At 63.8% G+C, this 18,506-nt stretch carries 19 protein-coding genes and 2 pseudogenes; 11 read left to right on the forward strand and 10 right to left on the reverse strand.

Annotated elements, in window-relative coordinates:
• The 5 genes from BLT03_RS11165 to BLT03_RS11185 form a co-directional block, all read right to left on the reverse strand.
• Positions 1-222 (reverse strand): transposase (locus BLT03_RS11165; RefSeq protein WP_491907765.1); only part of this gene is annotated, 222 nt, incomplete at its 3' end.
• A 156-nt stretch (positions 223-378) separates the two neighbouring features.
• Entirely contained in the window at positions 379-696 is a 318-nt protein-coding gene (locus tag BLT03_RS11170; RefSeq protein WP_092743612.1) for a helix-turn-helix domain-containing protein, read from the reverse strand.
• A gap of 12 nt (positions 697-708) precedes the next feature.
• A complete protein-coding gene (locus tag BLT03_RS11175) occupies positions 709-1,029 on the reverse strand; it encodes a hypothetical protein (RefSeq protein ID WP_139160375.1) in 321 nt (106 codons plus the stop codon).
• A 91-nt stretch (positions 1,030-1,120) separates the two neighbouring features.
• On the reverse strand, positions 1,121-2,410 hold the full coding sequence (locus tag BLT03_RS11180) for a M20/M25/M40 family metallo-hydrolase (RefSeq protein WP_092743616.1): 1,290 nt from the start codon (positions 2,408-2,410) through the stop codon (positions 1,121-1,123).
• 89 nt (positions 2,411-2,499) lie between these two features.
• Entirely contained in the window at positions 2,500-3,387 is an 888-nt protein-coding gene (locus BLT03_RS11185; RefSeq protein WP_092743618.1) for a LysR family transcriptional regulator, read from the reverse strand.
• Positions 3,388-3,488: 101 nt separating this feature from the next.
• Here BLT03_RS11185 and BLT03_RS11190 point away from each other — a divergent pair, with 101 nt between their 5' ends.
• A complete protein-coding gene (locus BLT03_RS11190; RefSeq protein WP_092743620.1) occupies positions 3,489-3,914 on the forward strand; it encodes a nuclear transport factor 2 family protein in 426 nt (141 codons plus the stop codon).
• A 16-nt stretch (positions 3,915-3,930) separates the two neighbouring features.
• Here the strand turns inward: BLT03_RS11190 and BLT03_RS11195 are convergent, their stop codons facing one another.
• Positions 3,931-4,857: a LysR family transcriptional regulator gene (locus BLT03_RS11195; RefSeq protein WP_092743622.1), complete on the reverse strand. Its 927-nt coding sequence runs from the start codon at positions 4,855-4,857 to the stop codon at positions 3,931-3,933.
• 119 nt (positions 4,858-4,976) lie between these two features.
• On the opposite strand from BLT03_RS11195, the gene metE reads away from it, so the two are divergent.
• Positions 4,977-7,361, forward strand: coding sequence for a 5-methyltetrahydropteroyltriglutamate--homocysteine S-methyltransferase (gene metE / locus BLT03_RS11200; RefSeq protein WP_092743624.1), 2,385 nt, complete (start codon positions 4,977-4,979; stop codon positions 7,359-7,361).
• A 16-nt stretch (positions 7,362-7,377) separates the two neighbouring features.
• Here the strand turns inward: metE and BLT03_RS11205 are convergent, their stop codons facing one another.
• Positions 7,378-8,337: a hypothetical protein gene (locus BLT03_RS11205; RefSeq protein ID WP_139160376.1), complete on the reverse strand. Its 960-nt coding sequence runs from the start codon at positions 8,335-8,337 to the stop codon at positions 7,378-7,380.
• Between the two features lie 218 nt (positions 8,338-8,555).
• Between BLT03_RS11205 and BLT03_RS11210 the strand changes: the two genes are divergently transcribed.
• From BLT03_RS11210 to BLT03_RS11225, 5 genes and pseudogenes are all read left to right on the forward strand, one after another.
• Complete coding sequence (locus tag BLT03_RS11210; RefSeq protein ID WP_092743628.1) at positions 8,556-8,714, forward strand: DUF3309 family protein; 159 nt, start codon at positions 8,556-8,558, stop codon at positions 8,712-8,714.
• A gap of 147 nt (positions 8,715-8,861) precedes the next feature.
• A complete protein-coding gene (locus BLT03_RS11215; RefSeq protein ID WP_092743630.1) occupies positions 8,862-9,467 on the forward strand; it encodes a TetR/AcrR family transcriptional regulator in 606 nt (201 codons plus the stop codon).
• 171 nt (positions 9,468-9,638) lie between these two features.
• Positions 9,639-10,630 (forward strand): annotated as a pseudogene (locus tag BLT03_RS11220) (NADP-dependent oxidoreductase).
• Positions 10,631-10,698: 68 nt separating this feature from the next.
• Positions 10,699-10,821 (forward strand): annotated as a pseudogene (locus BLT03_RS24820) (short-chain dehydrogenase); the annotation flags it as partial.
• Between the two features lie 95 nt (positions 10,822-10,916).
• Complete coding sequence (locus BLT03_RS11225; RefSeq protein WP_245711336.1) at positions 10,917-11,843, forward strand: alpha/beta fold hydrolase; 927 nt, start codon at positions 10,917-10,919, stop codon at positions 11,841-11,843.
• 62 nt (positions 11,844-11,905) lie between these two features.
• Here the strand turns inward: BLT03_RS11225 and BLT03_RS11230 are convergent, their stop codons facing one another.
• From BLT03_RS11230 to BLT03_RS11240, 3 genes are all read right to left on the reverse strand, one after another.
• Positions 11,906-12,169 carry a hypothetical protein gene (locus tag BLT03_RS11230; protein WP_092743634.1) on the reverse strand — a complete coding sequence of 88 codons (264 nt, stop codon included), beginning with the start codon at positions 12,167-12,169 and terminating at the stop codon, positions 11,906-11,908.
• Between the two features lie 72 nt (positions 12,170-12,241).
• Positions 12,242-12,772, reverse strand: a complete 531-nt coding sequence (locus BLT03_RS11235; RefSeq protein ID WP_092743637.1) for an EF-hand domain-containing protein — start codon at positions 12,770-12,772, stop codon at positions 12,242-12,244.
• A 202-nt stretch (positions 12,773-12,974) separates the two neighbouring features.
• The gene (locus BLT03_RS11240) at positions 12,975-13,898 is read right to left on the reverse strand and encodes a LysR family transcriptional regulator (RefSeq protein ID WP_092743639.1); all 924 of its coding nucleotides are present in this window, start codon (positions 13,896-13,898) and stop codon (positions 12,975-12,977) included.
• 280 nt (positions 13,899-14,178) lie between these two features.
• Between BLT03_RS11240 and BLT03_RS11245 the strand changes: the two genes are divergently transcribed.
• The 4 genes from BLT03_RS11245 (at position 14,179) to mmsB (ending at position 18,472) form a co-directional block, all read left to right on the forward strand.
• Positions 14,179-15,708: a CoA-acylating methylmalonate-semialdehyde dehydrogenase gene (locus BLT03_RS11245; protein WP_092743641.1), complete on the forward strand. Its 1,530-nt coding sequence runs from the start codon at positions 14,179-14,181 to the stop codon at positions 15,706-15,708.
• A gap of 87 nt (positions 15,709-15,795) precedes the next feature.
• Complete coding sequence (locus tag BLT03_RS11250) at positions 15,796-16,245, forward strand: lysozyme inhibitor LprI family protein (protein WP_092743643.1); 450 nt, start codon at positions 15,796-15,798, stop codon at positions 16,243-16,245.
• A gap of 73 nt (positions 16,246-16,318) precedes the next feature.
• Complete coding sequence (locus BLT03_RS11255; protein WP_092743645.1) at positions 16,319-17,485, forward strand: acyl-CoA dehydrogenase family protein; 1,167 nt, start codon at positions 16,319-16,321, stop codon at positions 17,483-17,485.
• Positions 17,486-17,575: 90 nt separating this feature from the next.
• Positions 17,576-18,472, forward strand: coding sequence for a 3-hydroxyisobutyrate dehydrogenase (gene mmsB, locus BLT03_RS11260; RefSeq protein WP_092743647.1), 897 nt, complete (start codon positions 17,576-17,578; stop codon positions 18,470-18,472).
• The last annotated feature ends 34 nt before the right edge of the window (positions 18,473-18,506 follow it).

Below are 18,506 nucleotides of genomic sequence, written 5' to 3' on the forward strand. Positions count from 1 at the left end.
GGCATCGAAGGTGTGCTGCAGGTACAGCAACCCGGCGATCAGACGAGGTGGCAATGCGGGCCGGCCCCGCCAGGAAGTGAACGAGACCACGAACGTGCGCTCGATCTCGGCCCAGTCGATCAGCGCAGCCAAACGGACCAGCGGGTGCTTCATGTTGAGCTGCTCGTCCAGCCGTGGGCGAAACAACTCACCGGACTGAGGCAGCGAAGGCTTCGGACCCATGGAACTCCTCGGAGAAATTTGCAAGAAAACAGGTACTGGAACAACCATACCTTGCAAATCCTGCGCCCATCCATCAGCAGAACTACGTGTCAGATCAAGGGCTTGCAGATTGTTCAGGGCGGACTAAATAGCATCCGCATCTTCCCCACCGCCATGCTATTGCTCTGGCGAGGCACCTACCCCATCGTCCGCCACGGGCGCACGCACCACGCCCAGCCGCAGGCCGAGCACGCCCAGGACGCGGTTCATGGTCTGCACCGTGCCGGGGCTTCTGCCTTGCTCGATGTCTTGCAACGCCCGGTGCGAGATGCCCGCCAGGCGCGCCAGTTCGGCCGACGTCAGGCGCAGCGTGCTGCGCAGGTGGCGGATCGATTCGCGCAGCGTCCACTCCGGGTGGTCCAGCAAATCCTGCACGGCCTGGCGGCGCAGCAGCAGCTGCTGCGCCAGCGGGAGGGGGGTGTAGCGCTTGTCCATGGCGGTGTGCGATCAGAGGGCCTGCAGTGCCTGCAGCTGTGCGGTGATGGCGGGTTGCAGGAAGCGGTGAACGTCGTCTTCCAGGCCGAAGCCGCCGCCGTCGCGCAATACGTCTTCCATGGGAGCGATCAGCGCCTGCAAGCCCGCGGCGAGCCGGGCGCGGGGCAGTCCGCCCTCGGCGGCAACGGCGTCGACCACCCGGCGCCAGCCAGCATCTGCATCATCCTGCAGCGTGACGCTGGCAGCGTCATGCCATTGGCCGTTCGCATGGATCTGAGGCGTGGGTTGCGGCTGCATATGCACAGATATATATCGATATTGCAGGCTCACCATCGTGCAATCTGTATATTTTTCCGTGCTTATGGAAGGTGTGACAACCTCAGGTCGCGTTGCCACCCTTTGCCACTTGAACGCCGCGTCGGACTTACTTCAGCACACCGCGCGAGATGTCCATGACCATGCGCGTGGCCAGGTACAGCCGGGGCACGATGGTGTCGATCTGCACGTATTCGGCATTGTTGGAATGCGCCCCGTAGCCCGACAGCCCCATGCCTTCCACGACAGCGCCGCGCGTCTTGAGCGCCGCGAAGGCGGCGTCGGTGCCGCCGCCCGTGGCCTTGTCGACCACGTTGAGCGGCAGGCCCAGTTCCTGATAGATCACCTTGCCGTAGCCGGCCACGCGGCGCGATGCCTCGGTGGCTTCCAGCGGAGGGCGGCGCACTTCGAACTTCATCGACACCTTGGAGTCGGGCAGCAGCTTGGTCTGCACCTTCTCCTGCAGGTCTTTTTCCAGCGCCTCGAAATCGGCCACGCGCAGGGCGCGGGCATCCGCCTGGGCCGTGGCCTCGGCGGGAATCACGTTGCGGTTGGTGCCTGCCTGGGACACGGTCCAGTTCAGCTTCAGGCCCTGCTCGGGCTTGGACAGGTCTTTGAGTTGCAGCAACTGATGCGACAGCTCGTAAAGCGCATTCGCGCCCTTCTCGGGTGCCGCTCCAGCATGCGAAGCCCGGCCCTGCACCGTGAGGTACGCCGCGCCGATGCCGCTGGTGGCCAGCCGCAGGCTGCCGTCGGTGCCGCCGCCTTCGAACGAGAACACCGCGTCCTGATCGGCCGCGATGCGGGTTATGGTGCTGCGTGCGCCGGGCGAGCTGATTTCTTCGTCGCCGTTGATCAGCACGGTGAGCGTGCCGTATTCCTTGAAGCCCAGTTTCTGCAGCATGCCGACGGTGTGAAGAATGGTCGCCACGCCCTGCTTGTCGTCCGCGATGCCGAGGCCATACGCCTTGCCGCCGTCGATGCGAAACGGCTGATCTTTCAGCATGCCCTTCAGGTAGACGGTGTCCATGTGGGCGATGAAAAGGATCTTTTTGGTGCCGGTGCCTTTGAACTCGGCATGCACCACCGGCCCGACCTTCACGGGGGTGTCGTCCAGGCGATAGATCTCGGTGGGCTGCAGGATTTGGACTTGGCCGCCCTGCGCCTTCAACTGCTGGGCGATCCGCTCGGCGATCTGGTTCAAGCCTTCGATGTCCTTGCTGCCCGACTCGATGTGCACCAGATCACGCAATGTATCGAGCAACGGTTGCTGCTCCTTCTGCGCCAGGGCGTGGACATCGGCCACCGGTGCGGCCTGGGCCAGCGTGGCGGCGAAAACCAAAGACAGGGATGCGATCAAAGGACGCACGAAAGACGGAGCGGTCTGCGAAGAATGCATGGTGAAGCGAGTGGCTAGGAAGATGGAAAAAGCATTATGGGCTGCTGCAACGGCGATTTCAAACGCCGCGATTTTCTGCAATGTCTGAATCATCCGAGGGCCTGCTCCAACGATGGATCCCGAGCAATCCAGTTCAGATCGATGCGAGATCGGTGGCTGCGCAGTTCGAAAAACGACATGCCATAACGCGGCAAGGCCTCGGCCAATCGAAGGTCTGTGACGTGTGCCGCCGCCGCGCCGAGCAAGGCCGGATGGGGCACGACGGCCAGCAGATCGGATTGGCCCACCAGATGGAGCATGCTGGCGAAATCAGGACAGCGCACCGCGATCCGGGGCAGCGGCATGCGGCGCACGCGATGCGCCTCGGTCAGCACATCGACCGGGCCTTTGACACTGGGCCCGACGCAAGTCCACGCGGCGCCTTCCAGTTCTGCCAGCGTGCGGGCTCGTTCAAGGGGGTGGCCTCGGCGGGCATAGATTTGCGGCTGAAGTTCGTAAAGCAGGCGCTCGACCACGTCGGGGTGCGTGAATTTGCGCGGCCTGGGTGCGATGACGGCATCGAACCGCCCTTGCAGCAGTCCCGTGAGCAGCGTGCCTTCGTCCGCCGTCGCCATGTCGAGACTGCGCCCTGGATTCGGCAGGCACCAGTGCGCATACAGCGCCGGACCCCAGACCAACGCCGCGGAGGGTGTCAGGCCGATCCGCAGCAATTTGCGGTTCGGCGGGCGTGGGGTCTTCAAAGCCAGTGCGTCCATGCGCTCGCCCAGCGAAGACGACTGCGCCGCCACCGATCGCGCCAGTTCGGTGGGCACGTACCGGCGCCCCACACGGGTCATCAGAGGCGCGGCGAAGTGCAGTTGCAACGATTTCATGCCCTGGCTGATCGCGGGCTGCGAGACGCCACAGGCCCGCGCCGCAAGGGCGAAAGACCCGTGCTCTATGACCGATTGAAGGTATAGCAGATGCCGTAGATACATAAGCCGCCTTTATGTATGGGCAGCCATTGTCGCTTGCCGGACTGCGCCGGTGCCTCCAAGCTAGGGGCAATTCCTGAACCGCTCCTAGCTGAGGACATTGCATGACCACGCGCCCACTCGACACCGTCAAAACCTACCTGCGCCACCTTCACGCCAGCGATACCGAGGGGTTGATCGCCTGCTTCGAAGACGACGGACTCGTGCATTCGCCGTTTCTCGGAACCATGGTGGCCCGCGACTTTTTCAAGAAGCTCTCGCAAGCGTCGAACGGCAGCGTGATCACGGTGCTGGACCTTTTCACTTCGGTCGCCCCGGGAGGCAGCGACACGACGCGCGTCGCAGCCTATTTCCGGTACGACTGGACCTTGAGCGATGGCCGGGAAGTGACCTTCACCTGCGTCGACGTGTTCAGCTTCGACCCAGGCAGCGCCCGCATCCGGGACATGCACATCGTTTACGACACGCACCCGCTGCGAGAACAGGTGGGCGACAAATACGCACCGACTCCCGTCGCACCCACCGCGTAGCCGCTGCAATCCTTCCTTAGAGCAGCGTGACCGCCTTGAGGCTCACGAAGCTCGTCTCCCGCACCACGCCGACGAAGTCGCGCAAATACGGCCTGCCCGACAGCGCGGGCACGCAGGCGGCATGCAACTGGCCCGCCAGCCCCTGGGGGCCGATGGGCCGCGCCGTGACATAACCGCGATCCAGATAACCCTGCACGGCCCAGAGCGGCAGGGCCGCCACGCCCCGGCCGCTGGCCACCAGTTGCAGCATGGCCACGGTGAGCTCGGTGGTGCGCCGGGGCGGCTGGATGCCAGCCGGCTGCAGCACCTGGCGCACGATGTCCAGCATTTCGTCGGGCACCGGGTAGGTGATGAGGGTCTGGTCGGCAAAGTCCTGCGCGCTCAGCCAGGGCTTGCCGGTCAGCGGGTGCCCGTTGGCCAGGAGCGCACGAATTTCAAAGCCGAAGAGCGCGTGGTAATCCACACCGGCTTCGTCCGCATCGACCTCGGACACGATGGCCAGGTCCGCGCGGTCCTGGTGCAACAGGCCCACCGGATCGGCATGAAAGCCGCTGACGATGTCCATTTCCACCTCGGGCCAACGGCTTCGGAAAGCGTCCATTGCGGGCATGAGCCAATCGAAACAGGTGTGGCATTCCACTGCGATGCGCAACTGGCCGGCGGAACCCATGGCCAGACGCGCCACGTCGCGCTCGGCGGCCTCGACCTGGGGCAGCAACGCATCGGCCAGCGCCAGAAGCCGCGTGCCGGTGGCGCTGAACTGCGGCGGCACCGATTTGCGTTCGAACAAAGGAGCGTCGTAACGGTCTTCCAGCAGCTTGATCTGGTGGGACAGCGCCGACTGCGTGAGATTCAGCAGCTGCGCGGCACGCACCAGGCTGCCGCTGTCGCGCAACGCGGCCAGGGTGCGCAGATGGCGAATCTCCAGAATCGATTGGTTCATTAAAAATTCTCAAGATGAATTCATAAAACTTTCGTTTGAATAATAAAGGCAATCCCCGGACCATGGCGCCCTGCCCTTGAAGGCACCACAACACCTATCGCTCAAAGAGGATTTGCACCATGGCCCGACTTCCTGTCTCCACCCACACGCTCGGGTTCCCACGCATGGGTGCCCACCGTGAACTCAAGACCGCGCTGGAAAGGCATTGGCGCGGCGAACTCGACGCCACCGCGCTGGAGGCCGTGGGCGCCGAACTGCGTGCCCGCCACTGGCAGGCCCAGCGTGACGCGGGCCTGGCCGTCGTGACGGTGGGCGACTTCGCCTACTACGACCACGTGGCGAACCACATCCAGCTGCTGGGCGCGGAGCCCGCGCGGTTTGGCTTTAGCGGCGACGAGGCCGAGTTGGCCCGCTATTTCAAGATGGCGCGCGGTCAGTCCGGCGCTGTCCCACACGCCGGCCACTGCGGCGCTGACCCCGCCCCGCAGGCCAGCGCTGGCAGCCATTCCAGCCAGTTCGCGCTGGAGATGACGAAGTGGTTCGACACCAATTACCACTACTTGGTACCCGAGTTCACCCCCTCCACCACCTTTCAGCTCGGCAGCGAGCGCCTGCTCAACGAAGTTGCCGAAGCACAGGCTCTGGGCCATCCCGTCAAGGCGGTGCTGCTGGGCCCGTTGAGCTTTCTGTACCTGGGCAAGGAGAAGGCCGAGGGCTTCGACCGCCTGTCGCTGTTGCCCGCATTGCTGGACGTTTATGAACAGATCCTTGCACGGCTCAAACGCCAAGGTTTGGCGTGGGTGCAGATCGACGAACCCATCCTGGGCCTGGACCTGCCCGACGCCTGGCGGCACGCCTTCGAGCCCGCTTACTGGCAATTGAACCGGGCCGGCGCGCAGACGCTGCTCGCTACGTATTTCTCGCCCTTGCAAGAGAACACGCGGCTGGCGTGCCAACTGCCGGTGGCCGGACTGCACGTGGATGCGGTGCGCGCCCCGGAAGATCTGGTGGCGGTCACCGACTGGCTGCCCAGCCACAAGGTGCTGTCGGTCGGCATCGTCGATGGCCGCAACATCTGGCGCACGGACCTGGACGACGCACTGGAGCGCCTGGCCGCCATCGCTGCGAAGCACCAGGGGCCGCTGTGGATCGCGCCCTCGTGCTCGCTGCTGCACGTGCCCATCCGCCTTGAAGCGGAAACCACGCTGGATGCCGAGGTGAAATCCTGGCTGGCCTTCGCCCTCGAAAAGCTTGTCGAACTGCAGACATTGCAAGGCGCGCTCAACGGCCAGCCCGATGCCAGCGCGCTGGCTGCAACGCGCGCCGCCATCGCGAGCCGCCGCGCCAGTCCGCGCGTGCACAGCCCTGCCGTCGCACAGCGCCTGGCCGAAGCCCCGGCCCATGCCGACCGGCGTGCGGCGCCCTTCCCCATCCGGCAAGCGGCGCAGCGCGCGCGGCTGCAACTGCCCCTGCTGCCAACGACCACCATCGGCTCATTTCCGCAGACGCCGGAAATCCGCGCCGCACGAGCTGCCTTCAAGCGGGGCCAAGGCTGTGGCGACACCTACCGCGCCGCCATGCAAGCGGAAATCGAACGCGCCGTTCGTGCACAGGAAGCGCTGGGCCTGGACGTGCTGGTGCACGGCGAAGCCGAGCGCAACGACATGGTCGAATACTTCGGCGAGCAGCTCGACGGATTCGCCTTCACCGCGAACGGCTGGGTGCAAAGCTACGGCTCACGCTGCGTGAAGCCACCCATCCTGTTCGGCGACGTCGCCCGGCCTCGCCCGATGACGGTGGACTGGACCACCTACGCCCAAAGCCTAACGCCACGCCCCATGAAAGGCATGCTGACCGGGCCCATCACGATCTTGCAATGGTCTTTCGTGCGCGACGACCAGCCGCGCAGCCGCACGGCCGAACAGATCGCCTGGGCGATCCGCGACGAGGTGAACGAACTGGAAGGCGCAGGCATCGGCATCATCCAGATCGACGAACCCGCCATCCGCGAAGGCCTGCCGCTTCGCCACGCGGGCTGGAAGCCCTACCTGCACTGGGCAACGCGGGCATTCCGCATCAGCGCGTCCGGCGTGCGGGCCGAAACGCAGATCCACACCCACATGTGCTACAGCGAGTTCAACGACATCCTGCCCGAGATCGCAGCGATGGATGCGGACGTGATCACCATCGAAACCAGCCGGTCCGACATGGAACTGCTGCGGGGGTTCGGCGATTTTCAGTACCCCAATGAAATCGGCCCCGGCGTGTACGACATCCATTCGCCGCGCGTGCCCGGCGTGCAGGAAATGCGCCGGCTTCTGGAAAAAGCCGCGCAAGTGGTGCCGGTGCAAAACCTCTGGGTGAACCCAGATTGCGGCCTGAAGACGCGCGCGTGGCCGGAAACGGAAGCGGCTTTGCGGAACATGGTGGCTGCCACCAGCGCGTTGCGCCGCGAGTGGACCCCCATAAACGCGGCAGAACCCGAAGAGGCCGCCGAAGCCTGAGAAGCTTTTTGCTGGCTTATTTGGGTGCCGCGTCGACCATCGCTTTGGCAGCGGCCTCGATGGTCTTGCGGTTCGCTTCTGCCATTTTCGTAATCACATCGCGAATGGCCGCTTGTTCCTGAATCCTGACATTCAGCTCGGTGAGCGCATTCGAGTTGGCCTCCTGCTGTTCTTGCATTCGGATCAGCCGCTGCGTCTTCTCGTCAGCCTGGAGTTCTTCATGGACGCCATGATTTCCTCCTGGTCCGCCATGGATGTGCACGTCGACATCCAAGTCGCGCTCGTTGTCGGAACCGCTCTCCGAAGGAGGCGGCCCATCCATGTACACCTCGATTTGTTCTTGAATGCCGTGATCTGCTGGTGCGATGTTGATGTGCGCATCGATATCCAGTTCGAGCTCGGCATCGCTATCGGAATCCGAAAGAGGCGGCGCGTCCACGTCCGACTTGATGACTTCCTGGGAGGTCTTGCCAGGCTTGAAAGGCAACGGTGGCGGCGGAGGAGGTGTCGGTGGACCGTTCGGAGGCACCTCTTTTCCCTCGGTAGGAAGCTGTTCTCCGGAAGGGGGCGCAGTCGTAATGATCGCGTCTTCGTTGCCGCTGTTTGTCTCCTTCATTTTGTTGAACAGCGGGCTGCCGTTGAGCGCGTTCAGGAAAGACGTTTTTTCCTCGGCCGAAACTTTTCCATCCCGCGACCTGGTGCTGTTGTTACGTGCAGCTGCCGCTTCGGCAGTTTGCTCCTGCTTGTGCTGTTTGATCAGCGCGTTCTTTCGCAGGTCATTGATGTTGGAGCGCGGACGAAGGCTTCCGTCCAACTGCTGTTTCGATTGGCTGTTCCCCTGCAGGCCATCAGGTCCGCTCAGGCTCTTCTGCGAGTCTGACCTTTTAAGGGCCGGCTCCTTGACGGGCCCGGTATCCGTTTTAAGAGGAATTCCTCCCAGCTTATTGGAAGAGAGGTTGTTGACAGAGGTAGTCATGGCAGGCGCCTGGGCGTGGATCGTTGGTGTCCAAAGTGTGCACAGCGTGGCCCTTTCATTCATGGACAGCGGCGAAGACATCGCTGTGAAACCGAACAGAGTTTGCGCAGGCCCATCGGAGCCCTCCTACGTGGGCTGGGGTTGCGGTCCTGCCGGAACGGCTCTGTCAGCCTCCAACAATCAACCCATCTTTTACCAACGCTAACAAAGGACGCCAAATGTCTATCTCGCTCATTCTGCTCATCATCCTGATCCTGATCTTGGTCGGCGTGCTTCCTACCTGGGGCCACAGCCGGTCGTGGGGATATGGACCCAGCGGCGGTATCGGGCTGGTGGTCGTCATCTTGCTCGTCCTGTTGCTGATGGGACGGATTTAGTCCCACCAGTGATCGATGCCCCCGATTGACGGTTGACATCGATCCAGGAAAGCGGCCTTTCGAGGCCGCTTTTTTTCGCCTGCGATAGTCCAAACCATCGAACTCTCATAGCCATTGAACAGCTTGGCCCGCTTCTCTCAGATGGATATGATGCGCATCATGCGAAAAACGCAACCCAGTCTCAGAAGCGCGGCCAAGGAGGCCTCCCATGAACGTATCGTCAGCGCGGCAGCCCGCGCGATACGGCGCAGCGGATATGCCGGCACGGGCGTAGCCGACATCATGAAAGAAGCAGGCCTCACCCACGGCGCCTTCTACGCCCACTTCGAGTCGCGCGAGGCCATGCTGGCCGAAGCCGCAGACCGAGCAGGCGCGGAATCCAACGCGGCGGCAGCGAACGTGATTGCCGCCGTACCGCCCGAGCAGGCACTCAACGCCCTCATACAGACTTACTTGTCCAAGCTTCACCTCGACAGCGTCGAACTGGGCTGTCCCATCTCCGCGCTGGGTTCCGAGATGCCGCGCCAGTCTCCCGAGGTGCGCCGTGCAGCCACGCGCCGGATCAAGGAAATGATCGACCTCATCGCCCGCCAGTCGCCGGACTGGGGGCAGCCGAGTGCGCATGAACGCGCGCTGGTCATGGCAGCCACCATGGTCGGCACGCTGATATTGGCCCGCGCCGTGGACGACCCGGCACTGTCGGATGCGCTGCGCGAAGCGGCAATCGCCGACCTCACCGCTGCGCAGTCCTGAACGCCAAGGGTCATCTTTTCGTTTTTTGCTCGCCAAAAAATATGATGAACGTCATACGAAAATGAAGCAACAAATGAGTTGCCGCTGGTCGCAGAGACGTATTAATTTTTTATCAGAAGCTTTTTAATCACCCGCCAACCGATCTCACAAGATCAACCCCAAGGAAAAATCATGAAGGCATATGTCGTCGAACGCTATGGCAAAAAAGAAAAGCTGAATCTCAGGGAAATTCCTGAGCCAGACATCAACGACGATGAAGTCTTGGTGCAGGTGCATGCCACCGCTGTCAACCTTTTGGATTCAAAGATCAAAGGGGGCGAATTCAAAATCCTGCTGCCCTATAAAACACCTTTCGTTTTAGGACACGATGTAGCTGGCACCGTCGTGCGGGTGGGCTCGAAAGTCCGCCAGTTCAAACCGGGTGATGCGGTCTATTCAAGACCGGATGATTTTCGAATCGGCACGTTCGCAGAATACGTGGCCGTCAAAGAAGCTTCCCTTGCCATCAAGCCCGACAACATCACCATGGAAGAAGCGGCCTCCCTCCCGCTGGTGGGGCTGACCGCCTGGCAAGCGCTGGTAGAAAAGGCAAAGCTGAAGAAAGGCCAGAAGGTCTTCATCCAAGCGGGTTCGGGAGGCGTCGGAACCTTTGCCATCCAGTTGGCCAAGCATCTGGGGGGCACGGTGGCCACCACCACCAGTGCGACCAACACTGCGATGGTGAAAAGCTTGGGCGCCGACGTCGTCATCGACTACAAAAAGGATGATTTCGAGAAGGCCATTCGCGATTACGACGTCGTCTTGAACAGCCAGGATGCGGCCACCCTGAAAATGTGCTCAGGCCCCAGGGAAGGCTCATTTCCATTTCAGGTCCACCCGACCCTGCTTTTGCCGCGGAGATCAAGGCGCCTTGGATCGTGAAACAGATCATTCGCGCGCTCAGCTTCAGCACGAGAAAAGCCGCAACGCGGATGAATATCGATTACGCCTTTTTGTTCATGAAGGCCAGCGGAAACCAACTGCGCCAGATTACCGCCTTGGTCGAATCGGGTGCCATTCTTCCGGTCGTCGACAAGATCTTTCCGTTCGATCAAACCAACGAAGCCTTGGCTTATGTGGAAAGCGGGCGAGCAAAAGGCAAGGTCGTCATCAAGGTGCGCTGAGTCCACTGAGATTCAGCGTCTTTTTTTAACCCTTCATATGACGAACATCATATTCATCAACCTGAAATCAGCGTGCACTCGATGGCCTGGAAGCGGGCGAGGACGAAGTGCTGGCCGACGCGCTGACCCAGCAAGTCTGGCAAGGGCTGACGGCGCCCCGCCCGGTTTACCTGCCCCCGATGGCGCAATGAGCGAACACTGCTCCAGCCTGAAAGACCCCATGCATTTCCCCCGTCCTCCCGCGCCCATGCGCGGTGCCTTGCGATCCACCCTCTTCTCACTCATCATGTCCATCGCACTCCATTCGACAGCGACGGTTGCAGCAGAAACACCCGTGGCGACCGCGGCCCAAAGCCCAACTGCCTCCGCGCAAAACCTGCAGCATTCCTGGAAAACGGTGCCGACCCAGACCATCGAAGCGACCGGCGTGACGTTTGCCTACCGCGAATTGGGCCAGCACCAGGGCGGCACGCCCGTGGTGTTCCTTACCCACCTGGCGGCGGTGCTGGACAACTGGGACCCGCGGGTCGTGGAGGGTATTGCCGCCAAGCACCGCGTCATCACCTTCGACAACCGCGGCGTCGGCGCCTCGACCGGATCCCCTTCCAATTCGATCGAACAGATGGCGGACGATGCCATCGCCTTCATCAGGGCCATGGGATTCGAGCAGGTCGATCTCGTGGGCTTTTCCATGGGCGGAATGATTGCCCAGGAGATCGTCCTCAAGGAGCCGCAGCTGGTCCGCAAGATGGTGCTCGCGGGCACCGGGCCGGCAGGCGGGGAAGGCATCAGCAAGGTGGCGGGGGTCGCCAATTACGACCTGCTGCGCGGCCTGTTGACCCATCAGGACCCGAAGCAGTTCCTGTTCTTCACGCGCACGCCAGCGGGGATCGAAGCGGGCAAGGCCTTCCTGGAACGGCTCAAGGAGCGATCGGAAAACCGTGACGAGGAAATTTCCATGGCGGCCTACATGGCGCAGTTGTGGGCGCTGTACGCCTGGGGAAATAAAAAGCCTGCCGATCTATCGGTCGTCCAGCAGCCGGTGCTGGTCGTGAACGGCGACGACGACCGGATGGTCCCGACGGTCAACACCTATGACCTGGCGCGGCGGCTGCCCCACAGCGAAATCGTCATCTACCCGGACGCGGGCCATGCCGCGGCGTTTCAGTTCCATGACGACTTCGTCTTGAAATCGTTGGCTTTCCTGCAGTAAAGGCGCGCAGTGCGGCGGTGCCGACCTCGGCGCCGAAGCGGAATGGCGCCGCTGCAGCGCAATCAGGCAAGGTGCCAAAGCAAGGCAAGCGCGATCAGGGCATAAAACGAAATGCCGGCAACCAGCAGTCCGTTGAAAGTGATGACGCGCTGCCCGTCCCGCTTGAAAGAAAACGCCCCCGCAGGACCATGCACCCGGCTTTCTTTGCGGTCCGATTTTTCTCCGCGCCAGCGACCCAGGCTCGCGATGCTGACCACGCACTTGCCGGTGAAAATCAAAACGAGTTCAACGACGCTGTACAGCGCCACACCAAGAATGTCTTCCACACGCAGCCTTCATAAGCGCCCGTGAGCGGTGTGACAGTGTAGGTTCACACGGTGTTCACCAGACCACGCCCATCAGACCGTGCGCTTTTCCTTCGCAACGAAAGCCATCGAGAACTTGGCGAATTCCTTGCCGTCCACCACGCCGTTGGCGTTGCCGCCCTGGTCCATGAGTTGCAGGATGGTCTGGGACAGTTCGCTGCTGCCTTTGGCGCCGGAGGTATCGCCCAACCCCTTCATGAACTCATCCTGAGAGATCTTGCCGTCGTGGTTGGCGTCGAACCCTGCCGTCAGTTGCTCTTTCTGGGCTTCGGTCGCGCCGAACTGGGTGAGCAGTTCTCCGAAATTCTGGGCCGAGACCGAACCGCCGGAACTCGCCAGCGCCGACCGGCCGCCCATCGCCCGCGCCGACGAAGCGCTCACGCTTTGATTCGCGACACCGGACAGCGTCTCGGCTTCTTTGCTCAGGGTGATGAGCGCGGACGGCTCGGGCAGAGCGGATGAACCGCTGCCCCGCCCGGAGGCGGAGGGTTTCGCCGCTCCGGAAGACGACGCGTTGAACAGCAGGGATGCGACCGATGCGAGGCCGGAAATAAGGGGTGTCATCGCCAAAGTACTCCTGTCGATGGCGAAGCAATCCACACAGAAAAACGCCCTTCGCCCGGCCCTTGCAGGGTAGGCCTTGGCAAAAACGGCGATGCGGCGAAAAAGCCTCGATGTCCGTGCCTTTCCCGGCTCTAGCGGGCCTTGGGCAGCGCAAGCACCGTACCGTGGCTCCGAACTGCAGTTGGTTTTTTTGCTTGGGAAATCAGTTCGACACCGAAACTTCCGATGTCGCCATGGCCGGAACGATCTTCAGCGTTTTCTCGGTACCCACGTTTTTCAGCCAAGTCCAGACCGCCTGGATGCGCGCCTGGTGCTTCGCCTCGGCGGGCATGCTCATCCAGAAGGTTCGGGTGAACTGCGCCTGCTCGGGCAGCACCCGGGCCAGCACCGGATCGCGGTCGGCCAGAAACGCCGGGAGCACGGCCAGTCCCGCGCCGGCGCGCACGGCTTCGTACTGCGCGGTGATGCTGGTGCTGCGAAACGCGAAGCGCTCCGGCCGGTGCAGGGCGTCCAGGAACTGGAGTTCCTTGGTGAACAGCAGATCGTCCACGTAGCTGACGAACGCATGGTGGCGCAGATCTTCCCGCGTCGAGATCAACGGCCGGCGTGCCAGGTACTCGCGCTGGCCGTACAGGTGCAGGGTGTAATCCGCCAGCTTGGCGACGATGACCGAGCCGCGCGTGGGGCGCTCCAGGGAGATGACGATGTCGGCCTCGCGGCGGGACAGATGCAGCATGCGCGGCAAGGCCAGCAGGTCGATGGTGAGGCCGGGGTTCTTCTGCGTGAGCCGGGCCAGGTGCGGCGCAAGGATGAGCGTGCCGAACCCTTCCGTGGCACCGACGCGCACCACGCCCGACAGGCCCGCCGCCGCATTCGCCGGAGCAGCGCGCTCCAGACCGAGCACCGCGGTCTCCATGGCCTCGACGGCAGGCAGCAACTGCCGGCCCGCCTCCGTCAGGCGATGGCCGCCCGCTTCCCTGGCGAACAGCGGTGCGCCCATCTGCTTTTCCAGCGACTGGATGCGGCGCGCCACCGTGGTGTGCTCCACGCCCGAGCGGCGCGCGGCGCCGGCCAGCGTGCCGGACCGTGCCAGTTCCAGAAAGTAGCGCAGGTTGTCCCAATCCATGGCGTTCGTTCCCCTCTCGTCCTCTGTGTTTCGACTTCGCAGGCCGGCGGCATGCGCCCCGAAGCAGCCTCAAGCCCGTGCAAATTTGCAAACCCAAGATGCATTTGTGCGCCTTGCCTCCGCAATTTCGCACAGCTAGGATGCGCAAGCCACCGGATTTGCCCCAAGGTGCGGCCCAGCGCCGCCGATGGGAACGGCGCCCTGCCCTCTGTTTGCGACAGTCCAGGCGCCCCGCATTGTTCCGGTGCCACATGACAGAACTCACAGGAGACACAGCACCATGGACGCATCCGTCACCACGCAACAGGCCGTGAAGGCCCCCACCGTCAAGCTGCTCATCGGCGGCCAGTTCGTCGAATCGAAGACCACGCAGTGGCGCGACGTGGTGAACCCCGCCACGCAGGAGGTGCTGGCCCGCGTGCCTTTCGCGACGCCTGAAGAAATCAATGCGGCCGTCGCGTCGGGCAAGGAAGCGTTCAAGACCTGGAAGAAGACGGCCATCGGCGCGCGCGCCCGCATTTTCCTGAAGTACCAGCAACTGATCCGCGAAAACATGGCCGAGCTGGCCGCGATCCTGACGGCCGAGCAAGGCAAGACGCTGCCCGATGCCGAAGGCGACGTGTTCCGCGGCCTGGAAGTGGTCGAACACGCCAGCGCCATCGGCAACCTGCAACTGGGCGAGCTGGCCAACAACGTCGCCGGCGGGGTGGACACCTACACGCTGATGCAGCCGCTGGGCGTGTGCGCGGGCATCACGCCGTTCAACTTCCCGGCCATGATTCCGCTGTGGATGTTCCCCATGGCCATCGCTACGGGCAATACCTTCGTGCTGAAGCCGTCCGAGCAGGATCCCATGGTGACCATGCGCCTTTGCGAACTGGCGCTGGAAGCCGGCGTGCCGCCGGGCGTGCTGAACGTGGTGCACGGCGGCGAAGACGCGGTGAATGCCATCTGCGACCACCCGGACATCAAGGCGATCAGCTTCGTCGGCTCCACCAAGGTGGGCACGCATGTGTACAACCGCGCCAGCCTGAACGGCAAGCGCGTGCAATGCATGATGGGCGCGAAGAACCACGCCATCGTCATGCCCGACGCCAACAAGGAGCAGACGCTCAACGCCCTGGCCGGTGCGGCCTTCGGCGCGGCCGGCCAGCGCTGCATGGCGCTGTCGGTGGTGGTGCTGGTGGGCGAGGCCCAGCAGTGGATTCCCGACCTGGTCGCCAAGGCCAAGACGCTCAAGGTGAGCGGCGGCACCGACAAGGGCACCGACGTGGGCCCGCTGGTCTCGTGCGCCGCGAAGGACCGCGTGGAAAGCCTGATCGAGCGCGGCATTGCCGACGGCGCCAAGCTGGAACTGGACGGCCGCAAGCCGCAGGTGGCCGGCTACGAAAAGGGCAACTTCGTCGGCCCCACGGTGTTCAGCGGCGTAAAGCCCGGCATGAGCATCTACGAGCAGGAAGTCTTCGGCCCCGTGCTGTGCCTGGCCTCGGCGTCGGACATCGACGAAGCCATTGCCTTCATCAACGACAACCCGAACGGCAACGGTACCGCCATCTTCACGCAGTCGGGCGCGGCCGCGCGCAAGTTCCAGGAAGAGATCGACGTGGGCCAGGTCGGCATCAACGTGCCGATTCCCGTGCCGGTGCCGCTGTTCTCGTTCTCGGGCTCGCGCGCTTCCAAGCTGGGCGACCTGGGGCCCTACGGCAAGCAGGTCGTGCTGTTCTACACGCAGACCAAGACGGTCACGGCGCGCTGGTTCGACGACAGCACCATCTCGCACGGCGTGAACACCACCATCAGCCTGAAGTAGCCGCCCGCTGCCGCTGCGCTGCGTCCTGGCTTTTCAGAAAGACGCAGCGCGCGGATCGGTGCAGGCCGCGCAGTGCTACAAGTGGGGATGCAAATTCCGAAGATCACGACGATCGCAAAGATCACATCCCGCACGAATCGATGGGCGGCATTGGCCTGGGGCGGCAGCGTCGCCTGTGCGGCGCTGTTCAGCACTGGCGTCCAGGCCCAGGCGGGCGCTGCGTGCCGGCCCGAAGGCACGGTGGCCGAAACCAATGCCTGCGCCGTGCAGACGTTCCAGGCGGCGGACACGGCCATTTCGATTCTGTACAGCGACGTGATGCGCGCCCTGTCCGCCCATGAGCGGCCGCAACTGCGGCAGGAGCAGACCGCCTGGCAGCGCCAGCGCACGATGCTGTGCAAGCAGGGCACCCAGTCCACCGAAGGCCAGCCCGAATGGCCGCGCCTGTACCACGCCTGCCTGACCGCCGAGACCGAAGCGCGCCGCCAGGGCCTGATGCGCTGGCTCACGCTGGACCACCCGTCCGCCAAACCCTGAGCAGCCCCGGTCCACCGGCCCCGAGAAGCGCACCACGATAACGACAACGACAACCGCCAGCGAGACACGATCCATGGACTTTGAACTGACCGAAGACCAGCGCGCCTTCGCCGAGACCGCCCGCGATTTCGCGCGGGCCGAGCTCGCGCCGCATGCCGCCCACTGGGACGCCGAGGGCATCTTCCCGCGCGAGGCGATCGCCAAGGCCGGCGCCCTCGGCTTTTGCGGGCTGTACGCCCCCGAAAGGGCCGGCGGCCTCGGCCTGCCGCGGCTCGACGCCACCATGGTGTTCGAGGAAATGGCCGCGGTGGACCCTTCCACCACTGCCTTCATCACGATCCACAACATGGCGACCTGGATGCTGGGCACCTGGGCCACCGATGCCGTGCGCGACCACTGGGGGCCGCTGCTGACCAGCGGCGAAAAGCTCGCCTCGTATTGCCTGACCGAACCGGGCGCGGGGTCGGACGCGGCGTCGCTCAAGACCCGGGCCGAGTTCGTGGGCGACGAATACATCATCAACGGCGCCAAGGCCTTCATCAGCGGTGCGGGCAGCACCGACGTGCTGGTGCTCATGGCGCGCACAGGCGATGCCGCATCGGGCGCGGGCGGCATCACCGCCTTTGCCGTGCCGGCCGATGCGCCCGGCATCAGCTACGGCAAGAAGGAAGAAAAGATGGGCTGGAACAGCCAGCCCACCCGCACCATCAGCTTCGACAACGTGCGCATTCCGGCCGACCACCGGCTGGGCGCCGAGGGCGAGGGTTTCAAGATCGCCATGAAAGGGCTGGACGGCGGGCGCATCAACATCGCCACCTGCTCGGTGGGCGCGGCGCAAGGCGCGCTGGCCCAGGCGCAGCAGTACATGCACGACCGCAAGCAGTTCGGCAAGCCCATCGCAAGCTTTCAGGCGCTGCAGTTCAAGCTGGCCGACATGGCGACCGAGCTGGTCGCGGCGCGCCAGATGGTGCGGCTGGCGGCCGCCAAGCTCGACGCCGGAGCCCGCGATGCCAGCACCTATTGCGCCATGGCCAAGCGCTTCGCCACCGACGCGGGCTTCAACGTGTGCAACGAGGCGCTGCAACTGCACGGCGGCTACGGCTACATCCGCGAATACCCGCTGGAGCGGCTGATGCGCGATGCCCGCGTCCACCAGATCCTGGAGGGCACGAACGAGATCATGCGGGTGATCATCGCCCGCCGCATGCTCGAAGGCGACGCGCCCGATGCGATCCGCTGAATCGGCGTTACTATTATTTTCATAGCATAACCCCCTAGTGCTGATTGCGCTGGAGGCCTATTTCATTCAAAACCAACAGGAGACAATTCCATGAAGATCGCATTCATCGGCCTGGGCAACATGGGCGGCCCGATGGCGCTCAACCTGCACAAGGCGGGGCATGACGTCAGCGCGTTCGATCTGTCCCAGCCCGCCCGCGACAAGCTCGCCGAAGGCGGCGTGGCCATTGCCGCCGACGCGGCGGCCTGCGTGCAGGGGGCGGAAGTCGTCATCAGCATGCTGCCGGCCAGCCAGCACGTGGAGTCGCTGTACCTTGGCAACGCGCAGCAGCCCGGCCTGCTGCCGCTGCTGGCGGCGGGCACGCTGGTGATCGACTGCTCGACCATCGCCGCCGCCACGTCGCGCAAGGTGGCCGAGGCCGCACAGGCGCGCGGCATGGCCTTCATCGACGCGCCCGTGTCGGGCGGCACGAACGGCGCCGTGGCCGGCACGTTGACCTTCATGATCGGCGGGAGCACGGCCGACCTGGAGCGCGCCCGTCCACTGCTGGAGAAGATGGGCGCCAACCTGTTCCACGCGGGCGCCGTGGGCGCAGGGCAGACGGCCAAGATCTGCAACAACATGCTGCTCGGCATCCTGATGGCCGGCACCAGCGAAGCCATCGCCCTGGGCGTGGCCAACGGGCTGGACCCGAAGGTGCTGTCCGAAATCATGCGCCGCAGTTCGGGCGGCAACTGGGCGCTGGAAAAGTACAACCCCTACCCCGGCGTGATGGACACCGCGCCGGCTAGCAAAAGCTACGCCGGCGGCTTCGGCACGGATCTGATGCTGAAAGACCTGGGCCTGGCCCAGGAAAACGCCATGGCCGTGAAGGCGGCCACGCCGCTGGGCGGACTGGCACGCAGCCTGTACGCCGCGCACAGCCTGGCCGGCCACGGTGCGCTGGACTTCTCCAGCATCATCCAGGCGGTGCAGAAAAAGGGCTGACCTGGGTTTGTTGGCCTGGCCTGGCCTAGCCTGG

Source organism: Paracidovorax valerianellae (assembly GCF_900102625.1).
Classification (GTDB): domain Bacteria; phylum Pseudomonadota; class Gammaproteobacteria; order Burkholderiales; family Burkholderiaceae_C; genus Paracidovorax; species Paracidovorax valerianellae.

Excerpts from the sequence above, each read along its gene's own strand:
- BLT03_RS11170 (WP_092743612.1), bottom strand. The coding sequence starts at position 696 with ATGGACAAGCGCTACACCCCCCTCCCGCTGGCGCAGCAGCTGCTGCTG.
- BLT03_RS11175 (WP_139160375.1), bottom strand. The coding sequence starts at position 1,029 with ATGGTGAGCCTGCAATATCGATATATATCTGTGCATATGCAGCCGCAA.
- BLT03_RS11180 (WP_092743616.1), bottom strand. The coding sequence starts at position 2,410 with ATGCATTCTTCGCAGACCGCTCCGTCTTTCGTGCGTCCTTTGATCGCA.
- BLT03_RS11185 (WP_092743618.1), bottom strand. The coding sequence starts at position 3,387 with ATGTATCTACGGCATCTGCTATACCTTCAATCGGTCATAGAGCACGGG.
- BLT03_RS11190 (WP_092743620.1), top strand. The coding sequence starts at position 3,489 with ATGACCACGCGCCCACTCGACACCGTCAAAACCTACCTGCGCCACCTT.
- BLT03_RS11195 (WP_092743622.1), bottom strand. The coding sequence starts at position 4,857 with ATGAACCAATCGATTCTGGAGATTCGCCATCTGCGCACCCTGGCCGCG.
- metE (WP_092743624.1), top strand. The coding sequence starts at position 4,977 with ATGGCCCGACTTCCTGTCTCCACCCACACGCTCGGGTTCCCACGCATG.
- BLT03_RS11205 (WP_139160376.1), bottom strand. The coding sequence starts at position 8,337 with ATGACTACCTCTGTCAACAACCTCTCTTCCAATAAGCTGGGAGGAATT.
- BLT03_RS11210 (WP_092743628.1), top strand. The coding sequence starts at position 8,556 with ATGTCTATCTCGCTCATTCTGCTCATCATCCTGATCCTGATCTTGGTC.
- BLT03_RS11215 (WP_092743630.1), top strand. The coding sequence starts at position 8,862 with ATGATGCGCATCATGCGAAAAACGCAACCCAGTCTCAGAAGCGCGGCC.
- BLT03_RS11225 (WP_245711336.1), top strand. The coding sequence starts at position 10,917 with ATGTCCATCGCACTCCATTCGACAGCGACGGTTGCAGCAGAAACACCC.
- BLT03_RS11235 (WP_092743637.1), bottom strand. The coding sequence starts at position 12,772 with ATGACACCCCTTATTTCCGGCCTCGCATCGGTCGCATCCCTGCTGTTC.
- BLT03_RS11240 (WP_092743639.1), bottom strand. The coding sequence starts at position 13,898 with ATGGATTGGGACAACCTGCGCTACTTTCTGGAACTGGCACGGTCCGGC.
- BLT03_RS11245 (WP_092743641.1), top strand. The coding sequence starts at position 14,179 with ATGGACGCATCCGTCACCACGCAACAGGCCGTGAAGGCCCCCACCGTC.
- BLT03_RS11250 (WP_092743643.1), top strand. The coding sequence starts at position 15,796 with ATGCAAATTCCGAAGATCACGACGATCGCAAAGATCACATCCCGCACG.
- BLT03_RS11255 (WP_092743645.1), top strand. The coding sequence starts at position 16,319 with ATGGACTTTGAACTGACCGAAGACCAGCGCGCCTTCGCCGAGACCGCC.
- mmsB (WP_092743647.1), top strand. The coding sequence starts at position 17,576 with ATGAAGATCGCATTCATCGGCCTGGGCAACATGGGCGGCCCGATGGCG.